This window comes from Coleofasciculus sp. H7-2 (assembly GCF_042747725.1).
Lineage (GTDB): Bacteria > Cyanobacteriota > Cyanobacteriia > Cyanobacteriales > FACHB-T130 > FACHB-T130.
The window spans coordinates 64,064-85,218 of the sequence record NZ_JBHZGO010000030.1 but is presented as its reverse complement, the minus strand read 5'-3'; the positions used below and the strand labels follow the sequence as shown (position 1 = coordinate 85,218).

The following is a 21,155-nucleotide window of genomic DNA, read 5'->3' as shown; positions in this document are numbered from 1 at the left end:
CTAATTAGAGAGACTAACTTAATATTAGTACAACTCTTTAGATAGACGAGCTAAAAAAGTAATAGAGTTAGGGTTTTAATAGAGAGCTTCAAGAAATATGTCTTTAAACTTCTAACTGACGTAACTGATTGAAGGTCATTTTTTTTACAACCAACATTTGTTCGGTTTTGGCAAGAAAGCTGCCAAGGTCAGTATTTTTTAGCCTAAAATTCAGGATATTCCCATGAGTACGCAAAATCAGAAACATTCGATTAAAAAGCTTGTTAGTTTGATGAGTGTTGCTAGCGCTAGTGTTTTCCTCAGTTTTCCAGCATTAGCCCTCATCAATTCCAACTCTAATGTGAGAAACCAACAATTATTAGCCCAGAGTACTCCAGGGGGTACACAAACAAATCCATCTGGTACTGGTACGGGTATTAACCAACAAACTCCCGCTGGTACTGGTACTGGTACTAACCAACAAACTCCCGCCGGTACTGGTACTGGGCAACCTAACTATGAGGTAATTAGCCCAGGAGTTGTGCAACAAAATCCGGCGGGAACTGGCACAATTCAGCAGAATCCGGCGGGAACTGGTACAACCCAGCAGAATCCGGCAGGTACGGGGACAACCCAGCAGAATCCGGCAGGTACGGGGACAACTCAGCAAAATCCGGCAGGAACTGGTACAACTCAGCAGAATCCAGCAGGTACGGGTACTGGGCAACAAAATCCGGCAGGTACGGGTACAACTCAACAAAATCCGGCAGGTACGGGTACAACTCAGCAGAATCCGGCAGGAACTGGTACAACCCAGCAGAATCCGGCGGGAACTGGTACAACTCAGCAAAATCCGGCTGGTACTACTCCTGGGGCTACGCAACGGAGTGGTCGGCAGGGGACTTATACTCAATACATGAAACTTGGGTACGCTGCAACCCAACAAAGGGACTACCAAACTGCTTTGATTAACTTTAGAAGGGCGCTGAATGCACGTCCTGGGGATTCGTATGCGGTACGAGCGATTAGTAACGTAGAAGGCTATCTTCAACGCAGTCGTTAGTCAAGTCTTCGGTAACGATCGGCAATCAGGGAGTAGCGATCGCTACTCTCTGATTTTTAGACCGCTTCTGCCTGACGCGCGATCGCTTCATACCATTTTATAATTGGAAGCTCAGCCGGTGCTGTCACTTCCTCATAAACACTTCGGCACAATTCTAGGAAAGATGGATAGCACTTGCGACGCCAATCAGTAGCGAGTTCCGGTAGAGATGCTTCTTTGAGATTTCCTAGGGCATACTTGCGTGCAAAGCCATGTTGGATGGGCACGACTGTCCCATGGTGAGCTTTTTTACTGACTATCCAACTTTCCAACTTTTAAAACAGCCTCTCAAGAAGAGCGCATTTATGCGAAGTCTTTCACGGAGATACTCCCAGTGGAAGACTTCGCAAATTGTAAGCGCACCAGCTTACTCAATGCGTAATTCCTAGAGTGATTATTTACTGCAAACAAACAGATAAGCCCCTAGTTTGAACAGGGGCTTGATGAATGACTTATATAAGTGATGATGCTTAAAGTACAAATAGCAACATCAAAAAGTACGAAGCAAGCTAATTTTGCCTAAAAAGGAAGTGGTTCAATGTTTCGGGAACCGACAAAAACCTTTATAAGCTCGTAGAGGTCACTGAGTAACTTTGCAGACCTGAATTTAAAGTCTGCAAAGTTACTTAGTGCCAGAAGGCTATCTAAGTCTGCGTTCTGGGCAAGCGCGTATGTTCATGTTCCATTACTACCAGAACTCCTACTTTCAAGTCCGGGAACATATAAGATTAATGGATTACTGGAATCCTTACCTATACATTGCCCGCAGTCTTACTCAATCCTCCGTTTAGAGCCTGAAGACCAGACTCTGCTCCATTACCAACCTTAATTAAGTAGTTCCCAGCATTCACCGCTGTGGTTCCTAGTAATATAACAGCGCCTGATGTAGGTCGGCCTCCATTACCAAGAGCTGAATTAGTATCAGTAACAGTACCTACCGCATCCCCAACAATGCCACCACCTGTGACTGCCGCTGAATCTGCATCATTCAATTCTTCAAAAAGGTTTGATTGGAAACCAGCAGTTTTGATGTTAGACATAAACCCTCTATACGTGTAAAAAACGATTGCCTACTGAGTGTAGTTTATACTTGTGATTTTAAATAAAAAACCCCTATAGAAGGTTGACAACTTTCAGTAGACCGAAAACTTCTGGGATCGCTCTGGGCCGTGACCTCACTAGCTTGTTATTGAGTCATGGCTCTCTTAACGCTGTCGAATTGAAGATGTTGTTATTGACAGGGTATCGTTATGAGAGCTTTTTTACTTTTCAGACATCCTCTTAAGTAATTCGTGAAATCCTCTTCTTTCTCTTCCTTGGCGTCTTTGGCGTCCTTGGCGGTTCGTTAAAAAAATCTTACAAATCAAATAGAGAAACGCGATTAACCGTTCATTTAACGATTAGATTCCCCCTATAGTGTGTTAGTCACCGAACCGCATCAATCCTGACACTATGGCATGAATTAAGCATGAAGTACCACCATGTATTACAACACAGCCAAGAAGACTGCGGAGCGGCTTGTCTTGCAGCGATCGCTAAACATCACGGAAGGACTTTTACGCTCAACCGCATCCGTGAAGCCGTAGGCACTGGGCAGCTGGGAACCACATTGCTAGGACTCAGACGGGGCGCAGAAGCACTCGGTTTTAATGCCAGAGCGGTGAAAGCTTCACCAGAGATTCTTGACAAATTGAAGCAAGCACCCCTGCCAGCCGTCATTCACTGGAAGGGCTACCACTGGGTTGTTTTATACGGGCAACAAGGCAGAAAATATGCGATCGCCGATCCCGCTGTCGGCATCCGTTACCTCTCCAAAAACGAGCTAGCGGCAGGCTGGACAAATGGCATCATGCTGTTACTAGAGCCAGACTCCGTCCGCTTTTTTGCCCAAATCGATGAAAAAGTTGGCGGTTTTGGGCGTTTCTTTAAACCCGTCTGGGCTTACCGAGGGATTCTGGCTGAGGCATTTGTCATTAACCTTGTCTTGGGGTTGCTTTCCCTCACGTCCCCCTTTCTCATCCAAATCCTCACTGATGATGTGTTGGTTCGGGGGGATACCCAGCTACTGACGGGTGTGGTAACTGCCGTTATGGTGATGAACGTTGTATCCAGTAGCCTCAGACTGGTGCAATCTAACCTAATCGCCCACTTTTCTCAACGGCTCCAATTAGGGTTAGTTTTAGAATTTGGCAGAGCAATTTTGCGTTTGCCGCTTTCCTATTATGAAGCTCGTCGCAGTGGCGAAATTGTCAGCCGCTTGCGAGATATTCAAGAAATTAATCAGTTAGTTTCCCAAGTGGTTGTTAGTTTGCCGAGTCAGCTATTTATTGCCATAGTTTCTTTTAGTTTCATGTTTTTCTACAGCATGAAACTGACAATCGTTGCTTTGTGCATTGCTGTTGTTATGACAATTTCTACAATTATTTTCCTGCCGACACTGCAACAAAAAACTCGCAGCTTATTAGTCTTAGAAGCAGAAAATCAAGGAATTTTAGTTGAAACTTTTAAAGGGGCACTGACTCTCAAAACCACTACATCTGCGCCGCAATTTTGGGAAGAATTTCAGAGTCGCTTCGGTCGCCTTGCCAACATCACCTTCCGCACGATTCAGATTGTCATTATCAACAGTACCTTTTCTGGATTAGTTTCTAGTATCGGTAGCGTCGTTTTACTTTGGTTTGGCAGTAGCTTGGTGATTAACAAAGAATTAACCATTGGGCAACTGTTAGCCTTTAACGGCATGAATGGAAATTTTCTAGCATTTATTGGGGCGGTAGTAGGATTTGTCGATGAACTGACTCGCGTTCAAACTGCCACCCAGCGCCTTACGGAAGTAATCGACTCTACACCAGAAAATCCAGTCGATGACAAAAGACCCTTTGCTAAAATTACGGGAGATGCAGATATTATTTGCACCAATCTTAACTTTCACCACGCTGGCAGAATTGACCTTTTAGAAGATTTTTCTCTAACAATTCCTGGAGGGAAAGTTATAGCACTCATTGGTAAATCCGGCTGCGGTAAAAGCACCCTAGCAAAATTGCTCGCTGGGTTATATTCACCGCATTCTGGAAATCTCCGCATTGGCATCTATAATCTGCAAGATTTATCACTTGATTGCTTGCGCCAACAGGTGATTCTCGTTCCCCAAGAGCCTCACTTTTGGAGTCGCTCAATTGTGGAAAACTTCCGCTTAGGTTCTCCTCACGTTGCATTTGAGCAGATTGTGAAAGCTTGCCAGATTGCGGGTGCAGACGAATTTATCAGCAAGCTACCCGACAAATATCAAACCGTTTTGGGTGAATTCGGGGCAAATATTTCTGGCGGACAGCGGCAACGATTGGCAATCGCCAGAGCGATTGTCAACGAGCCGCCAGTGCTGATTTTAGATGAATCCACGGGGGGACTCGACCCGGTGAGCGAAGCGCAAGTTTTAGAGCAGTTGCTGTCTTACCGCCAAGGCAGAACCACAATTTTAATTAGCCACCGCCCCAGAGTGATTAATCGAGCTGATTGGATTGTTTTTCTGGAGCAAGGTCACTTAAAATTGCAAGGTTCTCTGGAGGATTTACAAGCCCAAACTGGCGATCATTTGGACTTTTTGATTCCCTGAAATGAAACTGTGCTTAGTTTCCATAGCCAGTGGTGAGGTTAACATTGCTGGCAGGGGATGCAGAAACACTTTTTATGGTAACGTTTGCCGTGGCGGATGCCGTGTTGTCGCCAAAGAAAATCAGGTTGGAAGTTGTGTAAGGGTTGGGATATCCGGGAGGCGGTATAAATCCGGTATATTGACGCAGTTCGCCTTGCAAAATGGGAAAGGTAGAACCGTTGATAAACAGTTGATACTGGTTGTCTTTCACATACAAGACATAGTTATTCATGGTTTTTTGGACGTTGAAAGTCACTTTCTCGCCTTGAGTAAAACCAACGTTTTGCGCCCAGACGCTATTTTGCCAGAAACCCAATTCCAGTCCATAGGGTTGCGTTTCACCAAAGACGCCATCGCTGATCACAATCAGGCTGAAGCCTGCACGATTGTTGTTGAGGTGAGTTTCTGAACTAATCTTGACGCTGAAGCTGATGCTATATCCAGTACTGCGGTTAAGCAGCACTGGCGATACTTTGAAGTAGCCTGCCTGATTAGTGCTATTACCCGTATTCAAAACAGTGCCTTCACTGGTAGACGTTGCCGTAGGCGCAGGAGATTTAAAAGCATTTTCTTGATACTGCCATCCCTGTTGATCGGGCGTTTGATTTGGCTTCGATACGCCGTCGTACAGAGGAACGGCGTTAGCAGAATTGGCTCCCATCAGTAAGGTAAAGCCAACGGTAAGGACGGCTAGAGCTTTTTTCATAGGGTTGTTTCCTTTGATGACGATCTCGTAAGTAAAAAGCCGATGTTTATAATTTTTTTTGAGGGTTGGTCTAGCATGACGCAGGTTGTTTTTGAGCTTTAATGCCAAAATTGGCTCAGGGGATTTTGGATCGCACTTAAGGCAGAAGACAGAAAAAATTAGTGGTTGCGGGATTTTCAATGGCGATCGCTCGCTGTTTCTCTTACCCACCACTTCTAAAAATGTTCATCGCTTGACAAACCTGCAACATCTTACGGGGCGAGACAAAGCTTATAAAAACTTTATAAATGTCAGTGTTCTCTGCCCACACTCAAATACCCAAATTCAACGTACCCTAGGTTAGCCACTGTAAGGAGTAGATTTCACCGCTGACCTGAGGATATTACTATCAGTATTATCACTGATGAAATAATCCTTTATCCTAAATTCATAATTTAGGGACTTTAAATGAAGTTTCCATGAATTAATCGCAATCCCGCAAGCGATCGCTTCATTTTCTGATATTAATCGCGAACAGTAATCAGTTTTTAATATTATCTAGCCAAAATTATTTTACTAAAAACAGTAACAATTGACAACAGAGATTACACTTGTCAAGTGTCTATCGATATATATTTTAAATAAAACCAAAAGTAGTGGAGTGCTACTTGAGTGGGGTTTCAATTAAAACCTAGAAGTTCTCCAATTGCTTTGAAAATACTCAGATAAAAATTACCTTCCATCGCTCGAAACAATACAAATTCTCCGGAAGTTCCGAAAAATGGTCTGAGTGTCCAACCTAATTGACAGCCAACTAAAGCATAAAGAATCAACCAAAATTTCAAAATACTGGTGCGGGTTTCTTGTCCAGCTTCGTTATCTTGTACAGACATAAATTGCATCCCCTGATACAGGAAACTGACGCCAGTGAATCCTGTTAAGGCAAAGATAGCCACATTTAACAACACAAAGAATTGGTAATTGCGAGCGGTAATTAGAAAAAATAGCGCTACGGGTGCCAAGCTAAATTGTAGAACGCTAATCACGGTGACAGAGGTCAGAAGCATGGCGAAATATTGTCCAATACTTCTACTTGAGCCAAAAATAATGCTGAAAAAATATAAAGTGGGCAAGCAAAGGATGAGCGTCATTAAGTAGAAGCAGGGCAGTTTAAAAGCAGAGGACAATGCTTGTAAAAGGCTATGAGATGAACCGATAATCGCGCCATAGACGGCAAAAAATAGGGAACTACAAACGAGCAGAGAGATGATTTTACTGGGAAGTCTGACGCCTTGACGAATTTCTTCCATAAATCCCTGGCGATCGCGCAGCAGCCCCATTAAGACTGTAAAGTAGTGGGTGGCTGGAAATTCTCGTTTAATCATGGTGTTATCTCCGCACTCAGAGCCAAAAGACGTTTAATAATAAACTTGGGATGATCTACAGTCTTTAACCTAGCTTTTTCGAGTTTAGCCGGAAATATTTAGATATTGGGTTGTTCGCAGTCCTGAAAAACGCGATCCTACCAATGCCACAGATGCTTTCAAGCTGCTAGCATACCGCTCAACGATCTACATAAGCCTTACATCCTTCAGGCTACTGCGATCGCTTCCGGAGCCATATTTCCAAGCTTGGAGGAAGCGATCGCAGTAGTATCGAGGTAGTGGCGGCAATGTCTTTATCCACGGTTTCAGGGCTGTTGCTAAAGGGTATAAAGCGGTGTAAACTCCCAAGTTTAGGTAGTGAACCATCCAATCTAGCAGCATCGGGATTCCCACTTGGGGAATAATTCCAGCCACTAATCCGGGGTGAGTAAAGGCTGTTTTCAACAGGGTTTTTGATAAGGCGGGAAACTGGACGACATCTTGTAAAAATGGGCGTAATACCTCGTCTCCCAGCTGTTCCATCGCTTGAAATACGCTCTTAAGCAACTGGTTGATTTGATTTGGGTCAACTTTTTGCTCGATTCCCACACCCATTGTTCTTTGAAATAGCCAGGTTACGGCAATATTCGGCTGATAAGGTTGCAAAAGTGCCAAAGCATTCTTGTCGAGAGCATCTATTTGTAAAGCCTCGTGAATGCCTTCTGTTAACCGTTTCAGGTGCCGCACCATCGCCCCAAACCCGCCAAAACTGACGGGAGATTGGTTGCCACTGCTATCTCCTACGGGCAGAATGCGACTCCAAGGCATCTTTAATGAGTGGCGATAAGAGGGAAAGAAGCCAAACAGCGCCCGTTGAAATTGCAACTGGGACACTTCCACACCTTGATATTCTGGCAACAGGCGCAAGTATTCTTCAAAGAAAAATTCCAAACTGGGGCGACTTTTGTCAGCATCCAGATAAGTAAATAAATAGGTAGTTCTGCCATCTCGTGCGGGGAAAGCTTCCCAAAAGTATTGGCATTGATTTTGAATAGATGTGAAAGTTGCGATGAGATCGCCGGTTTCGTTGCGAGGAAAGCCTTTAGCGCAACTACCCACGACTAAGCAAACGCCCTCTGGTTTTTCTCCTTGTCGAGCTTGTTGGATAATGGGTGAGAAATGTCCCATTGCATCGATCAACAACCGTGTTTTCAAGCCGCCTGATGCTTCCACTCTGACGCCATCTGGATGAACAACTGCCCCTTCAAAGGGGGTATTTTCCAACAACTGTCCGCCAGCGGCAAGAAATTTTGATTTGAGAGTGTCTAGCAGAAAAACGGGATCGACGCCGATATTCAGGACATCGCGCACCCAAATATCAGAACCCCCTAAAAAGCTGACGCGGGCGGGATTATATTGGGTAGCGATCGCTTGTTCTAATTCTGCTTCAGTAAGCAGATTCAGCTCCAAAAATACCTCTAACTCTTGGCGGGAGATATTCCACTCTTGATCTCTACCGCGCAATATCCCTCTTTCAATTAAGGCAACTCGCCACCCCAACTGAGCTAAAGCAGCACCGATTAAAATTCCCAAAGTGCCGCCGCAGATTACCGCATCCCAGTCTACGCTTCCCAGAGGTTCTTGGCTTTCTTTCACCACCATCGGAATCGGTGTGGTGTCTTCCTTGATGGCTTGCCAAAGGCTATCGGTTTTACGAAGTCCGAAGAGAGGATTTCCAGGTAGCTGAGATAGAATCTGTTTGGTTAGGCTCATGGATGTTTGCAATCATATGCTCCCAATTTAATCGTATGGTATGAACCGCGTTAGCGTTGCGCTCTGTTCGCTTTAGACACGTTAGCGTTCGCGTAGCGGCGTGGATGCGCGAGAGCGAACAGAGCGTTCGCTATAGGACAAGGGAAGAAGAGGGGAAGGTGGGCGAACTGACTCTTTGGAGCGCTTCGCTATCGCGCACTCAAAAATCTTTTGTCACTGGTTCTGTTAGCCTAGATTGAAATGGGTAGGGGTACCATTATGCAGTCAATTATTAATCAAGATTTAATGGGCAAAATTACTACAACCTTGCTAGTCACGAATCGGTTAGATCAAGGTTTAACTGAACGGGGTTATATTACCGCAGATGAGGTGCGATCGCTTGTAGTGAAAAATGTGCTGGTGGATACTGGCGCTACTACTTTGTGTCTGCCACAGGATATTATTGCCCAACTTGGTTTAACACTTCTTAAAGAAGTGCCTGTAGCAACTGCAACTGGGATTGGTAGGGCACGCATTTTTGAAGATGCCAAAATATCTTTAATGGGACGGGAAGGAACTTTTGAATGTTTGGAATTGCCAGGAGGGGCAGATCCCTTGCTGGGAGTAATTCCACTTGAGGCGTTGGGAATTGAATTGGATTTACAAAATCAACAGATGATCCTCTTGCCCATGAGTCCGACGGCAAGTTATTTAAGAATTTAGTTAGGGAAAAAAGGGAAAGCGATGCTGCTAGCGCAGCGGCTTCGCTACGCACTGATGACAGACAGATGAGACGGGATGCGATCGCAAAGGTGTTTACACTAACAACTCTTCATACGCTGTTTGAGTAGAATATCTTTCGACAGATGACAAAAAGCGCGATCGCTATTCTGTCACAGCAGATTTTCAAGCCTTGATTACCGCTTCCTCCATCGCTGATGATGTCGGAGGAAGGTTCTTTTGCTTCAGTGGTTAACCAATGGACAGTAGGGCGTCAGCCAGTTTGTTGACTTCGGGAGCATCCCGATGCGTGCAAATATACGTCCACAGGCTCTGTTGCCTCAATGCTCCATAGACTATGCCTACCTTCGCAGGCTTATCATATAGTCATATAGCCTGCTCCCGGCAGGCTTCGTTTGTATAACCGCGAATGCGAGTCGTCCGGCGTTTTTACTACGCAAACAAAGCCGACTGCGTTATTACAACCAACGGTGACAAATGCTAATCTCCCAAAAGTGGGAGGAAAAGGTGTTTTGATTTACGTAAGTTTTAAGCACGGCACAAGTTTCCAAGGCTTCAAAGTTTTTGGCTCTTCATTACTTGGTATGCTAAAAAGTTGATTCCAAAACTTGAAAGGCTTACCTAGCAAGGTATAACGATTTTGGACTGTATTTTCTATTTAATAAACGCTAAATTGGCTTAAATTCATGGCTAGTATAGCTTGTGGCGCTTCTTGACTATAAATTTAGCATACCAACTACGGAAGAGCCAAGTTTATTTTGAGGGCAACATCATGATAGGTGCAAAAAACCAACCAAATCTGCAACCTCAAGACCAATTCCTATTCGCAGAACTGTCCGAACAGGAACAAGAGGCGGTGGCTGGAGGTTTAGATTTATTCAGTTTTGACTTTGACGATTTGAAGTCTGAGATTCCCAATGGCACTTTCAATCTCAGTCCATTTAGCATCAGTTTCACGATTGACGATAAAAAATATACAGCTCAACTAGCAGAGCCAGCAACAATATCACTAGTAGATGGAAATTTGACTGGAACTGGAGGAAATTTGACAGTTACTAGCAGTTGAATCGGCGATTTAGTAGCTGCAACTATTCAGTCAAACCATGTCTATCACACCCTGATTTAAAATTAGGGTGGATTTTTTCATCTTTCTGCTGAACGAACCCAGTCCCAAGCGACGAGATTTTCTTGTCGAGCGGGCAATAAACCCAGCATTTTTGGAAAGAGCGATCGCATCAATTCGCGTTGCAATACAATCAATTATAGAAATGGTATTAGTTTTATCACCAGATGAATCAGTTAAGTTTAGACAACAGCGGGCAAGTCGTAAAAAGCCATTGACCACTTAAATTATAAACGATTGCGAAGAAATTAAACTTTATTTAAAGTAAATGCAATCATAATAGAGAACACTCATTAACTGAATGGATTAATCATGCTTAGAGACAGCAACCCCGACTTTCTCCGCTCAGTTTCAAGCGACGAATTTCTCCCTCCCATCAGCCGATGGACAACGCTAGGGGGATTGTTTTTAGTCGGTACTTTTGGGGTAGCGGTGATGCTTGCCGCTTATACGAAGTACAACGTTACTGTTAAAGCTGCTGCCGTTGTGCGTCCTACAGGTGAGTTGCGAATTGTGCAAGCGTCAACAGAAGGAACGATTAAAAGCATCTCTGTGAAAGAGAATCAGGTCGTGAAACAGGGGGATGCGATCGCTATCTTGGATAACTCCCAACTCCAGACGAAAAAAAGCCAACTGCAAGGTAATATCCAGAACAACCAACAGCAACTGAGTCAAATCGCGGCTCAAATCAGCGCCCTGGACAGCCAGCAAAAGGCGGAGTGGAACTTGATGAATCGCAACAGTGCCTCAGCTCAAGCGGATCTGGGTCGCAACCAACGAGACTATCAAGAGAAACAAATTACAACTAAGGCAGAAGTGCAAGAAGCGCAGGCATCTGTGGACTTAGCAAGGGCGCAGATGAATCAATATCAACAGCTAGCAAATACAGGTGCGATCGCTCAACTGCAAATCAAGGAAAAAGAAGAAGCTTTCAAAGCCGCTCAAGCGAGACTGCAACGGGCAAAAGCCACGCTCAATCCTAGTGGGGCACCCGTAGCAATTGCCAATGAGCGAATCGCTCAAGAAAGAGCCAAGGGTGAATCTACCTTAGCGACGTTGAACAAAGAACGAAAAACCCTAATTCAGCGTCAAATTGAAATCCAAAATCAACTTAACGGTGACGCCCGCGAACTCAAACAAATCGGGATGGAACTGCAAAAAAGCGTGATTCGCGCCCCAGCATCTGGCACCATTCTCAAACTAGAACTGCGAAATGCCTCTCAGGTGGTGCGTCCAGCGGAACCGATTGCCCAAATTGCTCCCAGCAACACGCCAATCGTCGTGAAAGCGCGGGTGGCGGCTCAGGATATTGGGAAAGTTGCTTTGGGGCAAAAGGTACAAATGCGGGTTTCTGCCTATCCTTATCCTGATTATGGAACCCTCACCGGAAAAGTGAGCGCGATCGCTCCTGATGCGATCGCCCCTGAAAGTAACAACGCCAACGCCCCTGTGGTTGCGCCCTCCTACGAAGTAACCATCCAGCCAGAAAAAACAAATCTGATCAAAGGCGATCGCCCCTATCCGATTCAACCAGGGATGGAAATTGCCGCAGAGATTATTTCTAGAGAAGAAACCGTACTGACATTTATGCTTAGAAAGGCAAGGCTGCTCACCGATTTGTAATTAGACGGCTAGCACTGATGACTTGCTAATTATCCTTGAGTTGCTGTTCGAGAATGCGCGTTGTTTTCTACAATCAAAGAGATAGTTTCGCTAAACAATTGAATTGCCATGAACTTGCCGCTGGGTCGCCTGTCATTTTATCAGGAAATTAATCAGCCAGATGAGCAAATTAATCTGGCAAAAGCTGCTCTGGACATTGCTCAGGAAGAATATCCAGACCTCGACCCGGATGAATACCTCAATGCCCTCGATACAATGGCAGCGGAGGTACAAGAACGCCTACCTGCCCAACGGTATCCCCTGCGGGTGATTCAAACTATCAATCGATATCTTTACGACGACTTAGGTTTTACTGGAAATAACCAGAACTATTACGATCCCCGCAATAGCTTTTTAAATGATGTAATTGACCGGCGCACTGGCATCCCCATCGCTCTATCGTTAGTTTATTTAGAGATTGCACGACGCATTGATTTTCCGATGGTTGGGGTGGGGATGCCGGGACATTTCCTGATTCGCCCGCAGTTTGAGAATGTGGGAATCTTCGTGGATGCCTTCCATCGCGGTGAGATTCTGTTTGAGCAAGATTGCAGAGATAGACTTGCGAAGATTTACCAGCAATCTGTGCAACTGCAAGCGACTTTCGTAGAACCCGTGAGTTCTCGGCGCTTTTTGACCCGGATGCTGACGAATCTGAAAATGATTTATCTGAACCAGCAGGAGTTGCCAAAAGCGCTTGCCACAGTGGAACGGATTTTGCTATTGTTCCCAGATGCACCGATGGAATTGCGCGATCGCGGTCTTCTCTACTTCCAAATGGGGCGCTGGGCAGAGGCATCCCAAGATTTAAACATTTATCTGGCGATACTTCCCAATGCGGAGGATGCTGGCGTGATTCGCCAGTTACTGACACAAATAGAACAAGATATCTATTAGCGATCCATCTCCTCTGCTACTCGTTTGAGCCGTCGCAATTGAGCTTGCATATCGGCTTTCGTCCAGGCGGCGGCGAAGGTATTAAAACCCCAACGCACTAAGGGACTGGGAATTTCAAACTCGAAGCGATTCAGCAGGCGCGTGCCCTTTCCCGTTGCCTCTGGCTGACATTCCCAGCGATCGCGTCCTTTAAAAAATCCTTCAAATCCCCAGACAATTAGCCCCGGTTCTCGCTTTACAACTACCGTTTCCAGAGTTGGTTGCCATAGGGGAATTTGAATAATAAACCGACTTTGACTCCCCACATCCGTTCGCCACTCTCCGACTGGTTCGCACCGCAACGCCGGATTCAGCCATTGATGCATCAAGGCATTGTCGGTAATGCAGCGCTCAACCACCGTTGCACTGGCATTGATTTGGATAGATTGCTCGAAAACTTCAGTAGGGGACATAATATACAGCTTACTGGGAGTAAACGCTACAGAAACGCAAATCGGGAAGCACCGCTAAAAATCGCAAATATCCGACTTTTTCGGCTTATTTATCTATAAAGATAGATTGAAAACTGAGAACGTTGGTCTATATCTATCTCATCCTGTCTTAGTCGGTTTTTGATTCTCCAATGCAGCAGCTAGAGAATTTAGCAGCGTGTAGGATAAGTCTTGGCGATTCCTGCTAAGCAGCGTAACTTTTTGTATATTTGCCCATCTGACGTTAACTTAGAACACCATGAATGGAACTTGGCAAGGAATTACACTCACTCTCTTTCGAGAGGTGCCACTCAGGTTGAACGGGTTGTTAGCGCAGAATACACCCATACCGGCGGCTGAACCCGCTCCTGCAACGAATAATTTTTCGTTTGACAATATTTTCTCAAGCCTTGGACTCAATCTAGGCAGTTCGCTAGTGGATCTGATTAAGGCGATCCTAGCGTTAGTGGCTGGCTTGCTCGTGGCGTCACTAGCGGCGGCGGCGGTGCGAGGACTGCTGAATCGCACGAACATCGATAATCGTTTAGCAGCTTGGATTACGGGTCGCCAAGGGGCTGAAGAAGGACCACCTGTGGAGAAATGGATCTCCAGCGTGGTGTTTTGGCTGATTATGCTCTTTGCCATCGTTGCTAGTTTACAGACTTTAAAACTAACAGCGGTGGCTGGCCCTCTTAACAGTCTGTTAGAGCAAGTTACTCAGTTCATCCCCAAACTGGTCAGTGCAGCGGTTCTTGTAGGAATTGCCTGGGTACTGGCAACTTTGACAAAGCTAGTGGTGACGCGGGGACTGCGGGCGCTGCGATTAGACGAACGGTTGGGCGAGCAAGCGGGGAGTACGACCCCAACGACAAACCAGTATTCTCTGAGCGACACCTTAGGCAACGCCCTGTACTGGTTCATCTTTTTGCTATTTCTGCCGCTGATCTTAGATGCCCTACAGCTACAGCAGGCACTCGGTCCGGTTAATAACCTGCTGGATCAAATTTTGGCAGCAGTACCCAAGATTCTGACGGCTATTGTCATCGGTGCAGCGGGATGGTTGCTGGCGCAGGTGGTGCGGCGGATTGTCACGAATCTGCTGACAGCAACCGGAACGGATCGGTTGGGTGCGAGGTTTGGAATTTCACGGGCAACCGGCGGACAGACGCTCTCCTGGCTAATCGGGACAGTTGTCTTTGTTCTGATTTTAATTCCGACCGCGATCGCTGCTCTGAATGCTTTGGGAATTGCGGCAATTTCGGTTCCGGCGATCGCCATGTTGACCCAAATTCTCAACGCGATTCCGCTAATCTTTACAGCGGCGTTGATTCTAGGCATCGCTTATGTGGTTGGACACTTTGTTTCAGAGTTAGTGACCAACATCCTCACCAGCATCGGATTCAACAATATTTTCTACTGGCTGGGACTCCAACCTAGACCTTACACCCGCGCCACGCCAATTCTACCTCCGGCTCCAGAGGCACAGATGCCGCCTCCCGGACAACAAACCGTCCTTCAGGAACCTACGCCTCCCACCCGCACGCCGTCAGAACTCGCCGGGATTGTGGTATTGGTTGGTATCATGCTGTTTGCGACAGTAGCAGCAACCAACATTCTGCAAATTCCGGCGCTGACTCTCCTGGTAAGTGGCATTGTGGTGATCTTAGGTCGCATTCTCGCCGGTTTGGTGGTGTTTGCGATTGGTCTGTATCTTGCTAACCTCGCCTTTAACTTGATTACCAGTTCCGGTACTCGCCAATCGCGGATACTCGGACAAACTGCTCGGATTGCGATTATCGCCCTCGTTTCAGCAATGGCGCTGCAACAGATGGGAATTGCTAGCGATATCGTTAACTTAGCTTTTGGACTGCTACTGGGAGCGATCGCCGTTGCGATCGCGCTTGCTTTCGGTTTGGGTAGCCGCGATGTTGCGGCTGGGCAAGTCCGAGAATGGCTGGCATCATTTAAAGAAGATAAAACGCCTCGCACATAACACGTTTTCTCGGTCAGTTAAACAAGGGTGGGCATCTGTGTCCGCCCTTTTCAGTCAAAGTTAGATGGGTTGTAGAAGACTGGCGGCAATCGCAATACATATAGCGGGAAATTCTTCATATTTAACTTGATGGTGTGCTAAAGCGATCGCTCTAACTATCCGAGGAGACAGGAAATGATATTTATAGAGCCTCTGGATTTGAGCCAAGTGAAATGGTTTCGCCGTCAGCTCAAAGCTTGGGCAAAGCAGCACCTCCGGGATTTCCCGTGGCGTCGCACAAAAGATCCTTACGCCATCTTCGTGGCATTCCTGCTGCAAAAGACGAATGCGGCTTTAGTCGCACCCATCTACCAGGCGTTTATCGAGCGATACCCGACGCTGCACAACCTTGCCGCCGCACCAGTAGAAGAAGTTACCAGCTTCTTGCAACCCCTGGGGCTTTCTTTTAGAGCCGAGCGACTGCGCCAGTCAATGCAACTCATCCTCGAACAGGATGTAGGAAACATCCCCAATAGCGAAACCGAGTTGCTCCGGCTTCCGGGAGTCGGCAAGTACACGGCGCGGTCTATCTGTGCCAATGCCTTTGGACAGCCTCTCGCCGTACTCGATACCAACGTTGCCCGGATTTTGGAGCGCTTTTTTGGATTGCAGGGCGGTCGGGTGAAAGGGCGGGATCGGCTGCTCTGGGAGGCGGCAGAACAGGCAGCACCGACAACGCAAGTGGGAACGTGGAACTTAGCGCTTTTGGACTTTGGGGCGGCCGTTTGCACAGCTAGAAATCCTCGCTGTGTTGAGTGTCCGCTACGACAACAATGCAATTACCTTGCCCAAGCATCTAGCGCCTCATAGTGCAAAGGCTACAATTGTCGTCAATCGTTAGATCGGAAACTCGGTTTGTTCAAAGTTGCCGAGTTTTTTATTTTGTATGCTAACTCTATGCTAAAAAAATTGCGATCGCTCTAATACCTTAACGCTACTTGCTCTTTATATAGAGCGATCGCGCCATGTTACAAAAGCTTTTTGGAAATTTTAACTACTCGGCACAAAGCCACGCGCTCCTCACCTCTAAATCACTTATTTTACTTATCCGCCTATAAAGGTGTGTTTTCCTGAAACTCGCGCAGAGGACATTGTCCTCTGCGCTCCAACCACTTACTTTTAACAAGCATTTGGTTAGACCAATACATTCACATAATATGGCTTTATTATGCACAAAGCAAGTAGTTAATTATAAGTATATTTGATCGAAATTAAGCAAAAGATCAGTGAAACTGATCGATGTATTTAAAAGTGAGTTAGATGAATTTAACTAACTTTAAAAAGTTCTAGCGATCGCTTGTTTTGAAAAAGAGCGATCGCTTGTTTTAACTCACTAACTTTGCACTCAACTCATGCTTAATCCGATTCAAAATTGAGGCTTCATCCAGCGAAGTCAGAATGCGACTCACCACGGCTTTTGGCCCATCTGGCCCCCAAGAAGCGCCATTCGCCAAGTAAGTTTTGGTGACTTGTCCAATCCCATAAGAAGAGACACCAGAAACACCCGCCTGAGTTACAGCAACTGATAGATAGGGACCTAAAGACGCCCCGCCAGTTGCGGGTGCTGAGAGTCCTAACAGACTTTTCAGGGAACTAAGTCCCAAAGTCGCCAAGAGTTCGCTGGCACTAATTCCGCCCATACTAATCGCAATTTTTTGTAGCAGACCCACCGCTCCAGGCTGGGTCATGGGGATGCCGTAGAGTTTAGATAAAGTGAGAATCATTGCCACATCGATAACGGCACCGCTGAGGAGATCGACAACAGTGACAGGGTTGAGAGCGATCGCCACTGCCTTCGTCATCACCCCTTTCCAGATAATCTGATTCGCACTTTCATCGCGAATCTGCATCTTCCTAGCAATCAGCTGTTCGTTCACATCATCGGCATAAAGCATGGTGTTGAGCGCCACCAGAGACTTGCCTTCCCGGTGCAAAATTTCCAGAATTTTCAGCTTCAAATCCAGAACTTGGGGCGTTCCCAGTCGTCGCTGCACTGCCCTCGTTCCGTCAGGACGGCGAACCGCCTGCGCCACCAGGGGAGAGGCAGCAACCATGACAATTTCATCCGGTGAGAGCAATTCCCGCACCCGTTCATCTCGGATTTTGCGGTAAATCGCCATCCGGTCGGCATCCGGATACTGGTCAATTTTGTTAAATACCAGCAACATCGGTTTACCGACTTCCCGCAATTGCGACAGCGCCTCGTATTCCACCTTGTTCATATCGCCAGAAATGACAAACAGCAGCAAGTCTGCCTGTCTGGCAACTTGTCTGGCTAAGGTTTCGCGGGTTTCTCCGTCTACTTCATCAATTCCAGGGGTGTCAATTAGCTCAATTTGGGAATTGCCAGCACTCGGCAGCGTGACTCGCAGGATATCGCTCACGCTTCCCGCCTGATTCTCCTGAGTCAGTTGCCAGCTGGCACCTTGATGGGTGCGGGTGACGCCATGAAGCGGGCCTGTTTCAAAGACGTTCTGACCTAATAAGGCATTCAGTACCGAAGATTTGCCCCGTCCTACCATCCCAAAGGCGGCAATCTGGACGACTGAGCGATCTAACTTCTCCAGCATCGTTGCCAAATCGTTAATCTCAGACTCCAGTCCCGTCCGCTCTTGAGGAGTTAGATCTAGATTATCCACCAAGTCTCGCAGAGCATTTTGCGCCTTTTTGTAATTCAGTTCGGCTTGGATGTCATCAAAGCTCAAAATGGCGTTGTCTAGTTCCCGATCCAAATCTGTTGCGTTCGGGGTTTGTAAAGGGAACTGGCTGGCATTTGGGGTTCGGTCAGACGATAAACGACTCAAAATTGCACCTTTTGTCCTCAGATGTTACTCTTCTTTCATCCTAGTCATTACCTATCTAGTCTGGCACTTCCATATCCAGAGGGAGATTTTGACACGCTTCGCGCCAGCTTAGTATCAGCTGCGAGAATGATGTTATCTCGAAGGCGATCGCCATAAGTTTAGTATTGTTGCTGCTAAAGGTATTTGATCGGCACAGCGATTGTGAGTTCTAAGCGTTTACCTCAAACCACTGCCTACGTCCGAATTACCCATCTTTCCTGGCAACGGGGCTTTCTGGCAGGGGAAGTCACGGCGGCGGAATATGAATGGCAGTTCCAGTGGTGTTTCCGACAGGGTCAATTGTCGGTGACACCTTCTTTGGGACGCGCTTTAATTCAGGAACCTCTGGGTCGATTTTTAGAACAGAAAGATTACCAGCTAGAGCCTGGAGGGGACTATGCGTTTACAATCAGGGCAGAATTGTAGAGAATTAAAAATTAAAAATGCTTGCATTAAAAATTGAATAATTTCCTCTGGGTCGATTTTTAGAACCGAAAGATTACCAGCTAGAGCCTGGAGGGGACGTAGAGAATTAAAAATTAAAAATGCTTGCATTAAAAATTGAATAATTTAATTTTTAATTGTTCATGTATCTTTCGATGAGGAGGATGGCAACAATGTCATCTATCGGTCGGGGTAGAGTCCGCATTCCTTGAGGAATCAGGCGTCCTAAACCTTGGGGAGGGTACATTTGCCAATAGCGATCGCGTGCTTCCAAGGTACTGTAGCGCTCATCTACCAGGACAATCGGCACCGATGTTGGGAACTCTTGCTGAAGTTTCTTTTTCCAACTTTTGGAAGTGGTTTGATCGCCCATCACCAGAGTATCGATAGGGAATTGTTGCCATAAGGTTTGAATAGTAGCGATCGCTGCTTCTGCTGGTACAACCTGGTGGTAATGCAGAGAATTGTCTTTCCCCATTACGGCTAAACCACACTTATCGCGCCCTGGATCGAACCCTAAAATCATCTGAATTGACTAATGGTTAATTGCGATTAGTCATCAACTCATGATTAATGACTAATAACTAATAGCTTACAGCCTCACCACAACTTCTCCATCTTCAACCGCCTCCAGATTTAATTTCATTGGTCCTGCAATATAGGCGTCCTCTGCCACGACTGCTTTGAGAGAAATCGGCTTATTGTGCTTTTTCAACTGCTCGATAAAGCGAATCAAGCTAACAATTCGATTGTCGCCAACCTGAACTGTATCACCCAAAATCCCCGCACGGCTGGCTCGGAACTGGGATGCTCCAAGCAGCAGGTCAATCCGCTGCCGAATTTGCTGGTCGGTCATGTTTGAAGGATCGGCAGATGTAGCAGCAACGACATCACCAGCGCGGAATACAACTTGATTAGGCGCGGCGTCTGCAAAGACTTGTACCTGCTTTTCTCCTTGGACATAGTTACCAGCCGAAAAAACTCGCACGACATAGTTTCGACCATCTTGAATCTGGTCGATCAGTTGCTCTACCTGTGCCTCTGTAATTTGCACGACCCGTTCATTCACCACCTTGTTGACACCGGGTCGAGTTGCTTTGATCGCTGTCCGATTCGCTTCTCGTAACAGTTGCTCGACGACCTGTCGGGCTGCGGCTGGATCGACAATGCGAAAAACGCCAGCAGCCAGAACCTGACCGCGCAGGAGCGCTAGACTACCCTGACGCAAGGTTTGATAGGACTGGTAATATCGTTCTAAGGTTGCCACTTCCTGCTCTAGGGAAGCTTGTTGTTTTTCGAGTTCTTTGAGGCGAGTTTCACGCTGGGCAATCACCTCATCTCGTCCAGAAATTTTCTCGTCAAGTAGAGACAGGGCTTTGTCTCGCTGGACAATTTGCTCATCGCGATCGCTTAGGCTCTTCCTAAAGGCAGCAAGTTTCTCATCAAGTTGGACAAGGGCTTGATCCCGCTGGACAATTTGCTCGTCGCGTTGGCTAATCGCTCGGTCTTGCTGGGCAATTTTTTGGTCGCGCTGAGTCACTTTCGCTTTAAATTCAGTAATTTCAGCTCTGACTTGATTTCGCTGCTGGAGCAGTTCTTGGCGTTCTGCTTGAAGTTGTTGGATTTCAGAACGTAGCGTCTTCGCTTGTCCAGAGACAGATGCGAGCTGTTTTTGGGTTTGCTGAAAGCTGCTGGCAACCCGACTCAGTTCGCTTTGAGTTTGATTCAGTTGCGCCTCTGTCTGACCTTGTTTAGCCAGCGCGGCTGCCAAAGACCGATTAATCGCATCTAAGCGCTGCTGGGCAACCGATTGCTGGGTGCGAGCTTGAGCGAGTTCGTTCTCAACTCGCTCTTTTTGGGCGACGGTTTTGGCAAGTTCGCTTTCGGTCTTCCGTTTCTGCTCGTTCGCTTTGGCAATATCTTTACTCGCTGTTTTGAGTTTTTTCTGCACTTCTTGGAGTCTAAAAACTCCAATCCGCAATTGTTCGCTTGTCGCAAAGATGATCGTCAGTGTTGAGGCAGAAATCGTTAGACCCGTTAGAATTGTTACCAAAACAGCTGTTTTGCGGGGACGCAGATTGAACAACGACAGCCGTGCTTTTCCCACGCGCGTGCCAATGCGATCGCCTACCGTTGCGATGACGCTTCCCAACACTAAAATAGACAAAATCAGGAAGAGCGCACTGTCGGTCATTGTCTGCTACAGTCATTCCAGTTACAGCCTATCGCATAGCAGGCTAGAGAAAGAGTTAACAGGAATTAAAGATCGAAGCTGAAATCGGCAAGGTTAAAGGTTGGAAGGTTGAAAAACTATCAGCTTAAAAACTGGCAACTTTTAACTGAAGTCTAGGCTAAATGTTAAAACCCGATAACCTGCTAAGCTACCATGTCGCTTCAACCTACAACCTG

19 protein-coding genes and 1 pseudogene are annotated in these 21,155 nt (G+C 46.4%); 11 read left to right on the top strand and 9 right to left on the bottom strand.

Annotated elements, in window-relative coordinates:
- The first annotated feature begins 223 nt into the window (after window positions 1-223).
- Window positions 224-1,042, top strand: a complete 819-nt coding sequence (locus ACFW2W_RS07395) for a hypothetical protein (protein WP_378175404.1) — start codon at window positions 224-226, stop codon at window positions 1,040-1,042.
- Between the two features lie 56 nt (window positions 1,043-1,098).
- Here the strand turns inward: ACFW2W_RS07395 and ACFW2W_RS07390 are convergent, their stop codons facing one another.
- Both ACFW2W_RS07390 and ACFW2W_RS07385 read right to left on the bottom strand, forming a co-directional pair.
- Window positions 1,099-1,308, bottom strand: coding sequence for a hypothetical protein (locus ACFW2W_RS07390; RefSeq protein WP_378175401.1), 210 nt, complete (start codon window positions 1,306-1,308; stop codon window positions 1,099-1,101).
- Window positions 1,309-1,833: 525 nt separating this feature from the next.
- The gene (locus tag ACFW2W_RS07385; protein WP_378175398.1) at window positions 1,834-2,121 is read right to left on the bottom strand and encodes a hypothetical protein; all 288 of its coding nucleotides are present in this window, start codon (window positions 2,119-2,121) and stop codon (window positions 1,834-1,836) included.
- A 428-nt stretch (window positions 2,122-2,549) separates the two neighbouring features.
- Between ACFW2W_RS07385 and ACFW2W_RS07380 the strand changes: the two genes are divergently transcribed.
- Window positions 2,550-4,694, top strand: coding sequence for a peptidase domain-containing ABC transporter (locus ACFW2W_RS07380; RefSeq protein ID WP_378175395.1), 2,145 nt, complete (start codon window positions 2,550-2,552; stop codon window positions 4,692-4,694).
- Between the two features lie 13 nt (window positions 4,695-4,707).
- Here ACFW2W_RS07380 and ACFW2W_RS07375 read toward each other — a convergent pair whose 3' ends face one another.
- The 3 genes from ACFW2W_RS07375 to ACFW2W_RS07365 form a co-directional block, all read right to left on the bottom strand.
- Window positions 4,708-5,439 (bottom strand): hypothetical protein, encoded by a 732-nt coding sequence (locus ACFW2W_RS07375; RefSeq protein ID WP_378175392.1) that lies wholly within the window; start codon window positions 5,437-5,439, stop codon window positions 4,708-4,710.
- 659 nt (window positions 5,440-6,098) lie between these two features.
- Window positions 6,099-6,803: an actin-binding WH2 domain-containing protein gene (locus ACFW2W_RS07370; protein WP_378175389.1), complete on the bottom strand. Its 705-nt coding sequence runs from the start codon at window positions 6,801-6,803 to the stop codon at window positions 6,099-6,101.
- Between the two features lie 186 nt (window positions 6,804-6,989).
- On the bottom strand, window positions 6,990-8,555 hold the full coding sequence (locus ACFW2W_RS07365) for an FAD-dependent oxidoreductase (protein ID WP_378175386.1): 1,566 nt from the start codon (window positions 8,553-8,555) through the stop codon (window positions 6,990-6,992).
- A gap of 258 nt (window positions 8,556-8,813) precedes the next feature.
- Between ACFW2W_RS07365 and ACFW2W_RS07360 the strand changes: the two genes are divergently transcribed.
- The 5 genes from ACFW2W_RS07360 to ACFW2W_RS07340 all read left to right on the top strand — a co-directional run bounded on the left by ACFW2W_RS07360 (window position 8,814) and on the right by ACFW2W_RS07340 (window position 12,957).
- Entirely contained in the window at window positions 8,814-9,257 is a 444-nt protein-coding gene (locus tag ACFW2W_RS07360; protein WP_378175383.1) for a retroviral-like aspartic protease family protein, read from the top strand.
- A 790-nt stretch (window positions 9,258-10,047) separates the two neighbouring features.
- A complete protein-coding gene (locus ACFW2W_RS07355) occupies window positions 10,048-10,341 on the top strand; it encodes a hypothetical protein (protein WP_378175380.1) in 294 nt (97 codons plus the stop codon).
- A 67-nt stretch (window positions 10,342-10,408) separates the two neighbouring features.
- Window positions 10,409-10,624, top strand: coding sequence for a hypothetical protein (locus ACFW2W_RS07350; RefSeq protein ID WP_378175377.1), 216 nt, complete (start codon window positions 10,409-10,411; stop codon window positions 10,622-10,624).
- Between the two features lie 86 nt (window positions 10,625-10,710).
- Window positions 10,711-12,021, top strand: a complete 1,311-nt coding sequence (locus ACFW2W_RS07345; protein WP_378175374.1) for an HlyD family secretion protein — start codon at window positions 10,711-10,713, stop codon at window positions 12,019-12,021.
- A gap of 108 nt (window positions 12,022-12,129) precedes the next feature.
- The gene (locus ACFW2W_RS07340; RefSeq protein ID WP_378175371.1) at window positions 12,130-12,957 is read left to right on the top strand and encodes a SirB1 family protein; all 828 of its coding nucleotides are present in this window, start codon (window positions 12,130-12,132) and stop codon (window positions 12,955-12,957) included.
- Here the strand turns inward: ACFW2W_RS07340 and ACFW2W_RS07335 are convergent.
- On the bottom strand, window positions 12,954-13,409 hold the full coding sequence (locus tag ACFW2W_RS07335; protein WP_378175368.1) for an SRPBCC family protein: 456 nt from the start codon (window positions 13,407-13,409) through the stop codon (window positions 12,954-12,956). The genes ACFW2W_RS07340 and ACFW2W_RS07335 overlap by 4 nt on opposite strands.
- 277 nt (window positions 13,410-13,686) lie before the next feature.
- Between ACFW2W_RS07335 and ACFW2W_RS07330 the strand changes: the two genes are divergently transcribed.
- Together ACFW2W_RS07330 and ACFW2W_RS07325 are read left to right on the top strand one after the other, a co-directional pair.
- Window positions 13,687-15,420: a mechanosensitive ion channel gene (locus ACFW2W_RS07330; RefSeq protein ID WP_378175366.1), complete on the top strand. Its 1,734-nt coding sequence runs from the start codon at window positions 13,687-13,689 to the stop codon at window positions 15,418-15,420.
- Window positions 15,421-15,594: 174 nt separating this feature from the next.
- Window positions 15,595-16,269, top strand: a complete 675-nt coding sequence (locus ACFW2W_RS07325; protein WP_378175363.1) for an A/G-specific adenine glycosylase — start codon at window positions 15,595-15,597, stop codon at window positions 16,267-16,269.
- Window positions 16,270-16,784: 515 nt separating this feature from the next.
- On the opposite strand, the gene ACFW2W_RS07320 is transcribed toward ACFW2W_RS07325, so the two are convergent.
- On the bottom strand, window positions 16,785-18,191 hold the full coding sequence (locus ACFW2W_RS07320; protein ID WP_378175671.1) for a GTP-binding protein: 1,407 nt from the start codon (window positions 18,189-18,191) through the stop codon (window positions 16,785-16,787).
- A gap of 273 nt (window positions 18,192-18,464) precedes the next feature.
- Between ACFW2W_RS07320 and ACFW2W_RS07315 the strand changes: the two genes are divergently transcribed.
- Together ACFW2W_RS07315 and ACFW2W_RS07310 are read left to right on the top strand one after the other, a co-directional pair.
- On the top strand, window positions 18,465-18,728 hold the full coding sequence (locus ACFW2W_RS07315) for a DUF3146 family protein (protein WP_378175360.1): 264 nt from the start codon (window positions 18,465-18,467) through the stop codon (window positions 18,726-18,728).
- 44 nt (window positions 18,729-18,772) lie between these two features.
- Window positions 18,773-18,838: pseudogene (locus tag ACFW2W_RS07310) on the top strand (DUF3146 family protein); the annotation flags it as partial.
- Between the two features lie 41 nt (window positions 18,839-18,879).
- Here ACFW2W_RS07310 and ACFW2W_RS07305 read toward each other — a convergent pair.
- Entirely contained in the window at window positions 18,880-19,272 is a 393-nt protein-coding gene (locus tag ACFW2W_RS07305) for a pre-16S rRNA-processing nuclease YqgF (RefSeq protein ID WP_378175357.1), read from the bottom strand.
- Window positions 19,273-19,338: 66 nt separating this feature from the next.
- A complete protein-coding gene (locus ACFW2W_RS07300) occupies window positions 19,339-20,940 on the bottom strand; it encodes a DUF3084 domain-containing protein (protein ID WP_378175354.1) in 1,602 nt (533 codons plus the stop codon).
- Between the last annotated feature and the right edge of the window lie 215 nt (window positions 20,941-21,155).

What these genes read in the sequence shown, in the direction of transcription:
- ACFW2W_RS07395 (WP_378175404.1), top strand. Translation starts at nt 224, where the DNA reads ATGAGTACGCAAAATCAGAAACATTCGATTAAAAAGCTTGTTAGTTTG.
- ACFW2W_RS07385 (WP_378175398.1), bottom strand. Translation starts at nt 2,121, where the DNA reads ATGTCTAACATCAAAACTGCTGGTTTCCAATCAAACCTTTTTGAAGAA.
- ACFW2W_RS07380 (WP_378175395.1), top strand. Translation starts at nt 2,550, where the DNA reads ATGAAGTACCACCATGTATTACAACACAGCCAAGAAGACTGCGGAGCG.
- ACFW2W_RS07375 (WP_378175392.1), bottom strand. Translation starts at nt 5,439, where the DNA reads ATGAAAAAAGCTCTAGCCGTCCTTACCGTTGGCTTTACCTTACTGATG.
- ACFW2W_RS07370 (WP_378175389.1), bottom strand. Translation starts at nt 6,803, where the DNA reads ATGATTAAACGAGAATTTCCAGCCACCCACTACTTTACAGTCTTAATG.
- ACFW2W_RS07365 (WP_378175386.1), bottom strand. Translation starts at nt 8,555, where the DNA reads ATGAGCCTAACCAAACAGATTCTATCTCAGCTACCTGGAAATCCTCTC.
- ACFW2W_RS07360 (WP_378175383.1), top strand. Translation starts at nt 8,814, where the DNA reads ATGCAGTCAATTATTAATCAAGATTTAATGGGCAAAATTACTACAACC.
- ACFW2W_RS07355 (WP_378175380.1), top strand. Translation starts at nt 10,048, where the DNA reads ATGATAGGTGCAAAAAACCAACCAAATCTGCAACCTCAAGACCAATTC.
- ACFW2W_RS07345 (WP_378175374.1), top strand. Translation starts at nt 10,711, where the DNA reads ATGCTTAGAGACAGCAACCCCGACTTTCTCCGCTCAGTTTCAAGCGAC.
- ACFW2W_RS07340 (WP_378175371.1), top strand. Translation starts at nt 12,130, where the DNA reads ATGAACTTGCCGCTGGGTCGCCTGTCATTTTATCAGGAAATTAATCAG.
- ACFW2W_RS07335 (WP_378175368.1), bottom strand. Translation starts at nt 13,409, where the DNA reads ATGTCCCCTACTGAAGTTTTCGAGCAATCTATCCAAATCAATGCCAGT.
- ACFW2W_RS07330 (WP_378175366.1), top strand. Translation starts at nt 13,687, where the DNA reads ATGAATGGAACTTGGCAAGGAATTACACTCACTCTCTTTCGAGAGGTG.
- ACFW2W_RS07325 (WP_378175363.1), top strand. Translation starts at nt 15,595, where the DNA reads ATGATATTTATAGAGCCTCTGGATTTGAGCCAAGTGAAATGGTTTCGC.
- ACFW2W_RS07305 (WP_378175357.1), bottom strand. Translation starts at nt 19,272, where the DNA reads ATGATTTTAGGGTTCGATCCAGGGCGCGATAAGTGTGGTTTAGCCGTA.
- ACFW2W_RS07300 (WP_378175354.1), bottom strand. Translation starts at nt 20,940, where the DNA reads ATGACCGACAGTGCGCTCTTCCTGATTTTGTCTATTTTAGTGTTGGGA.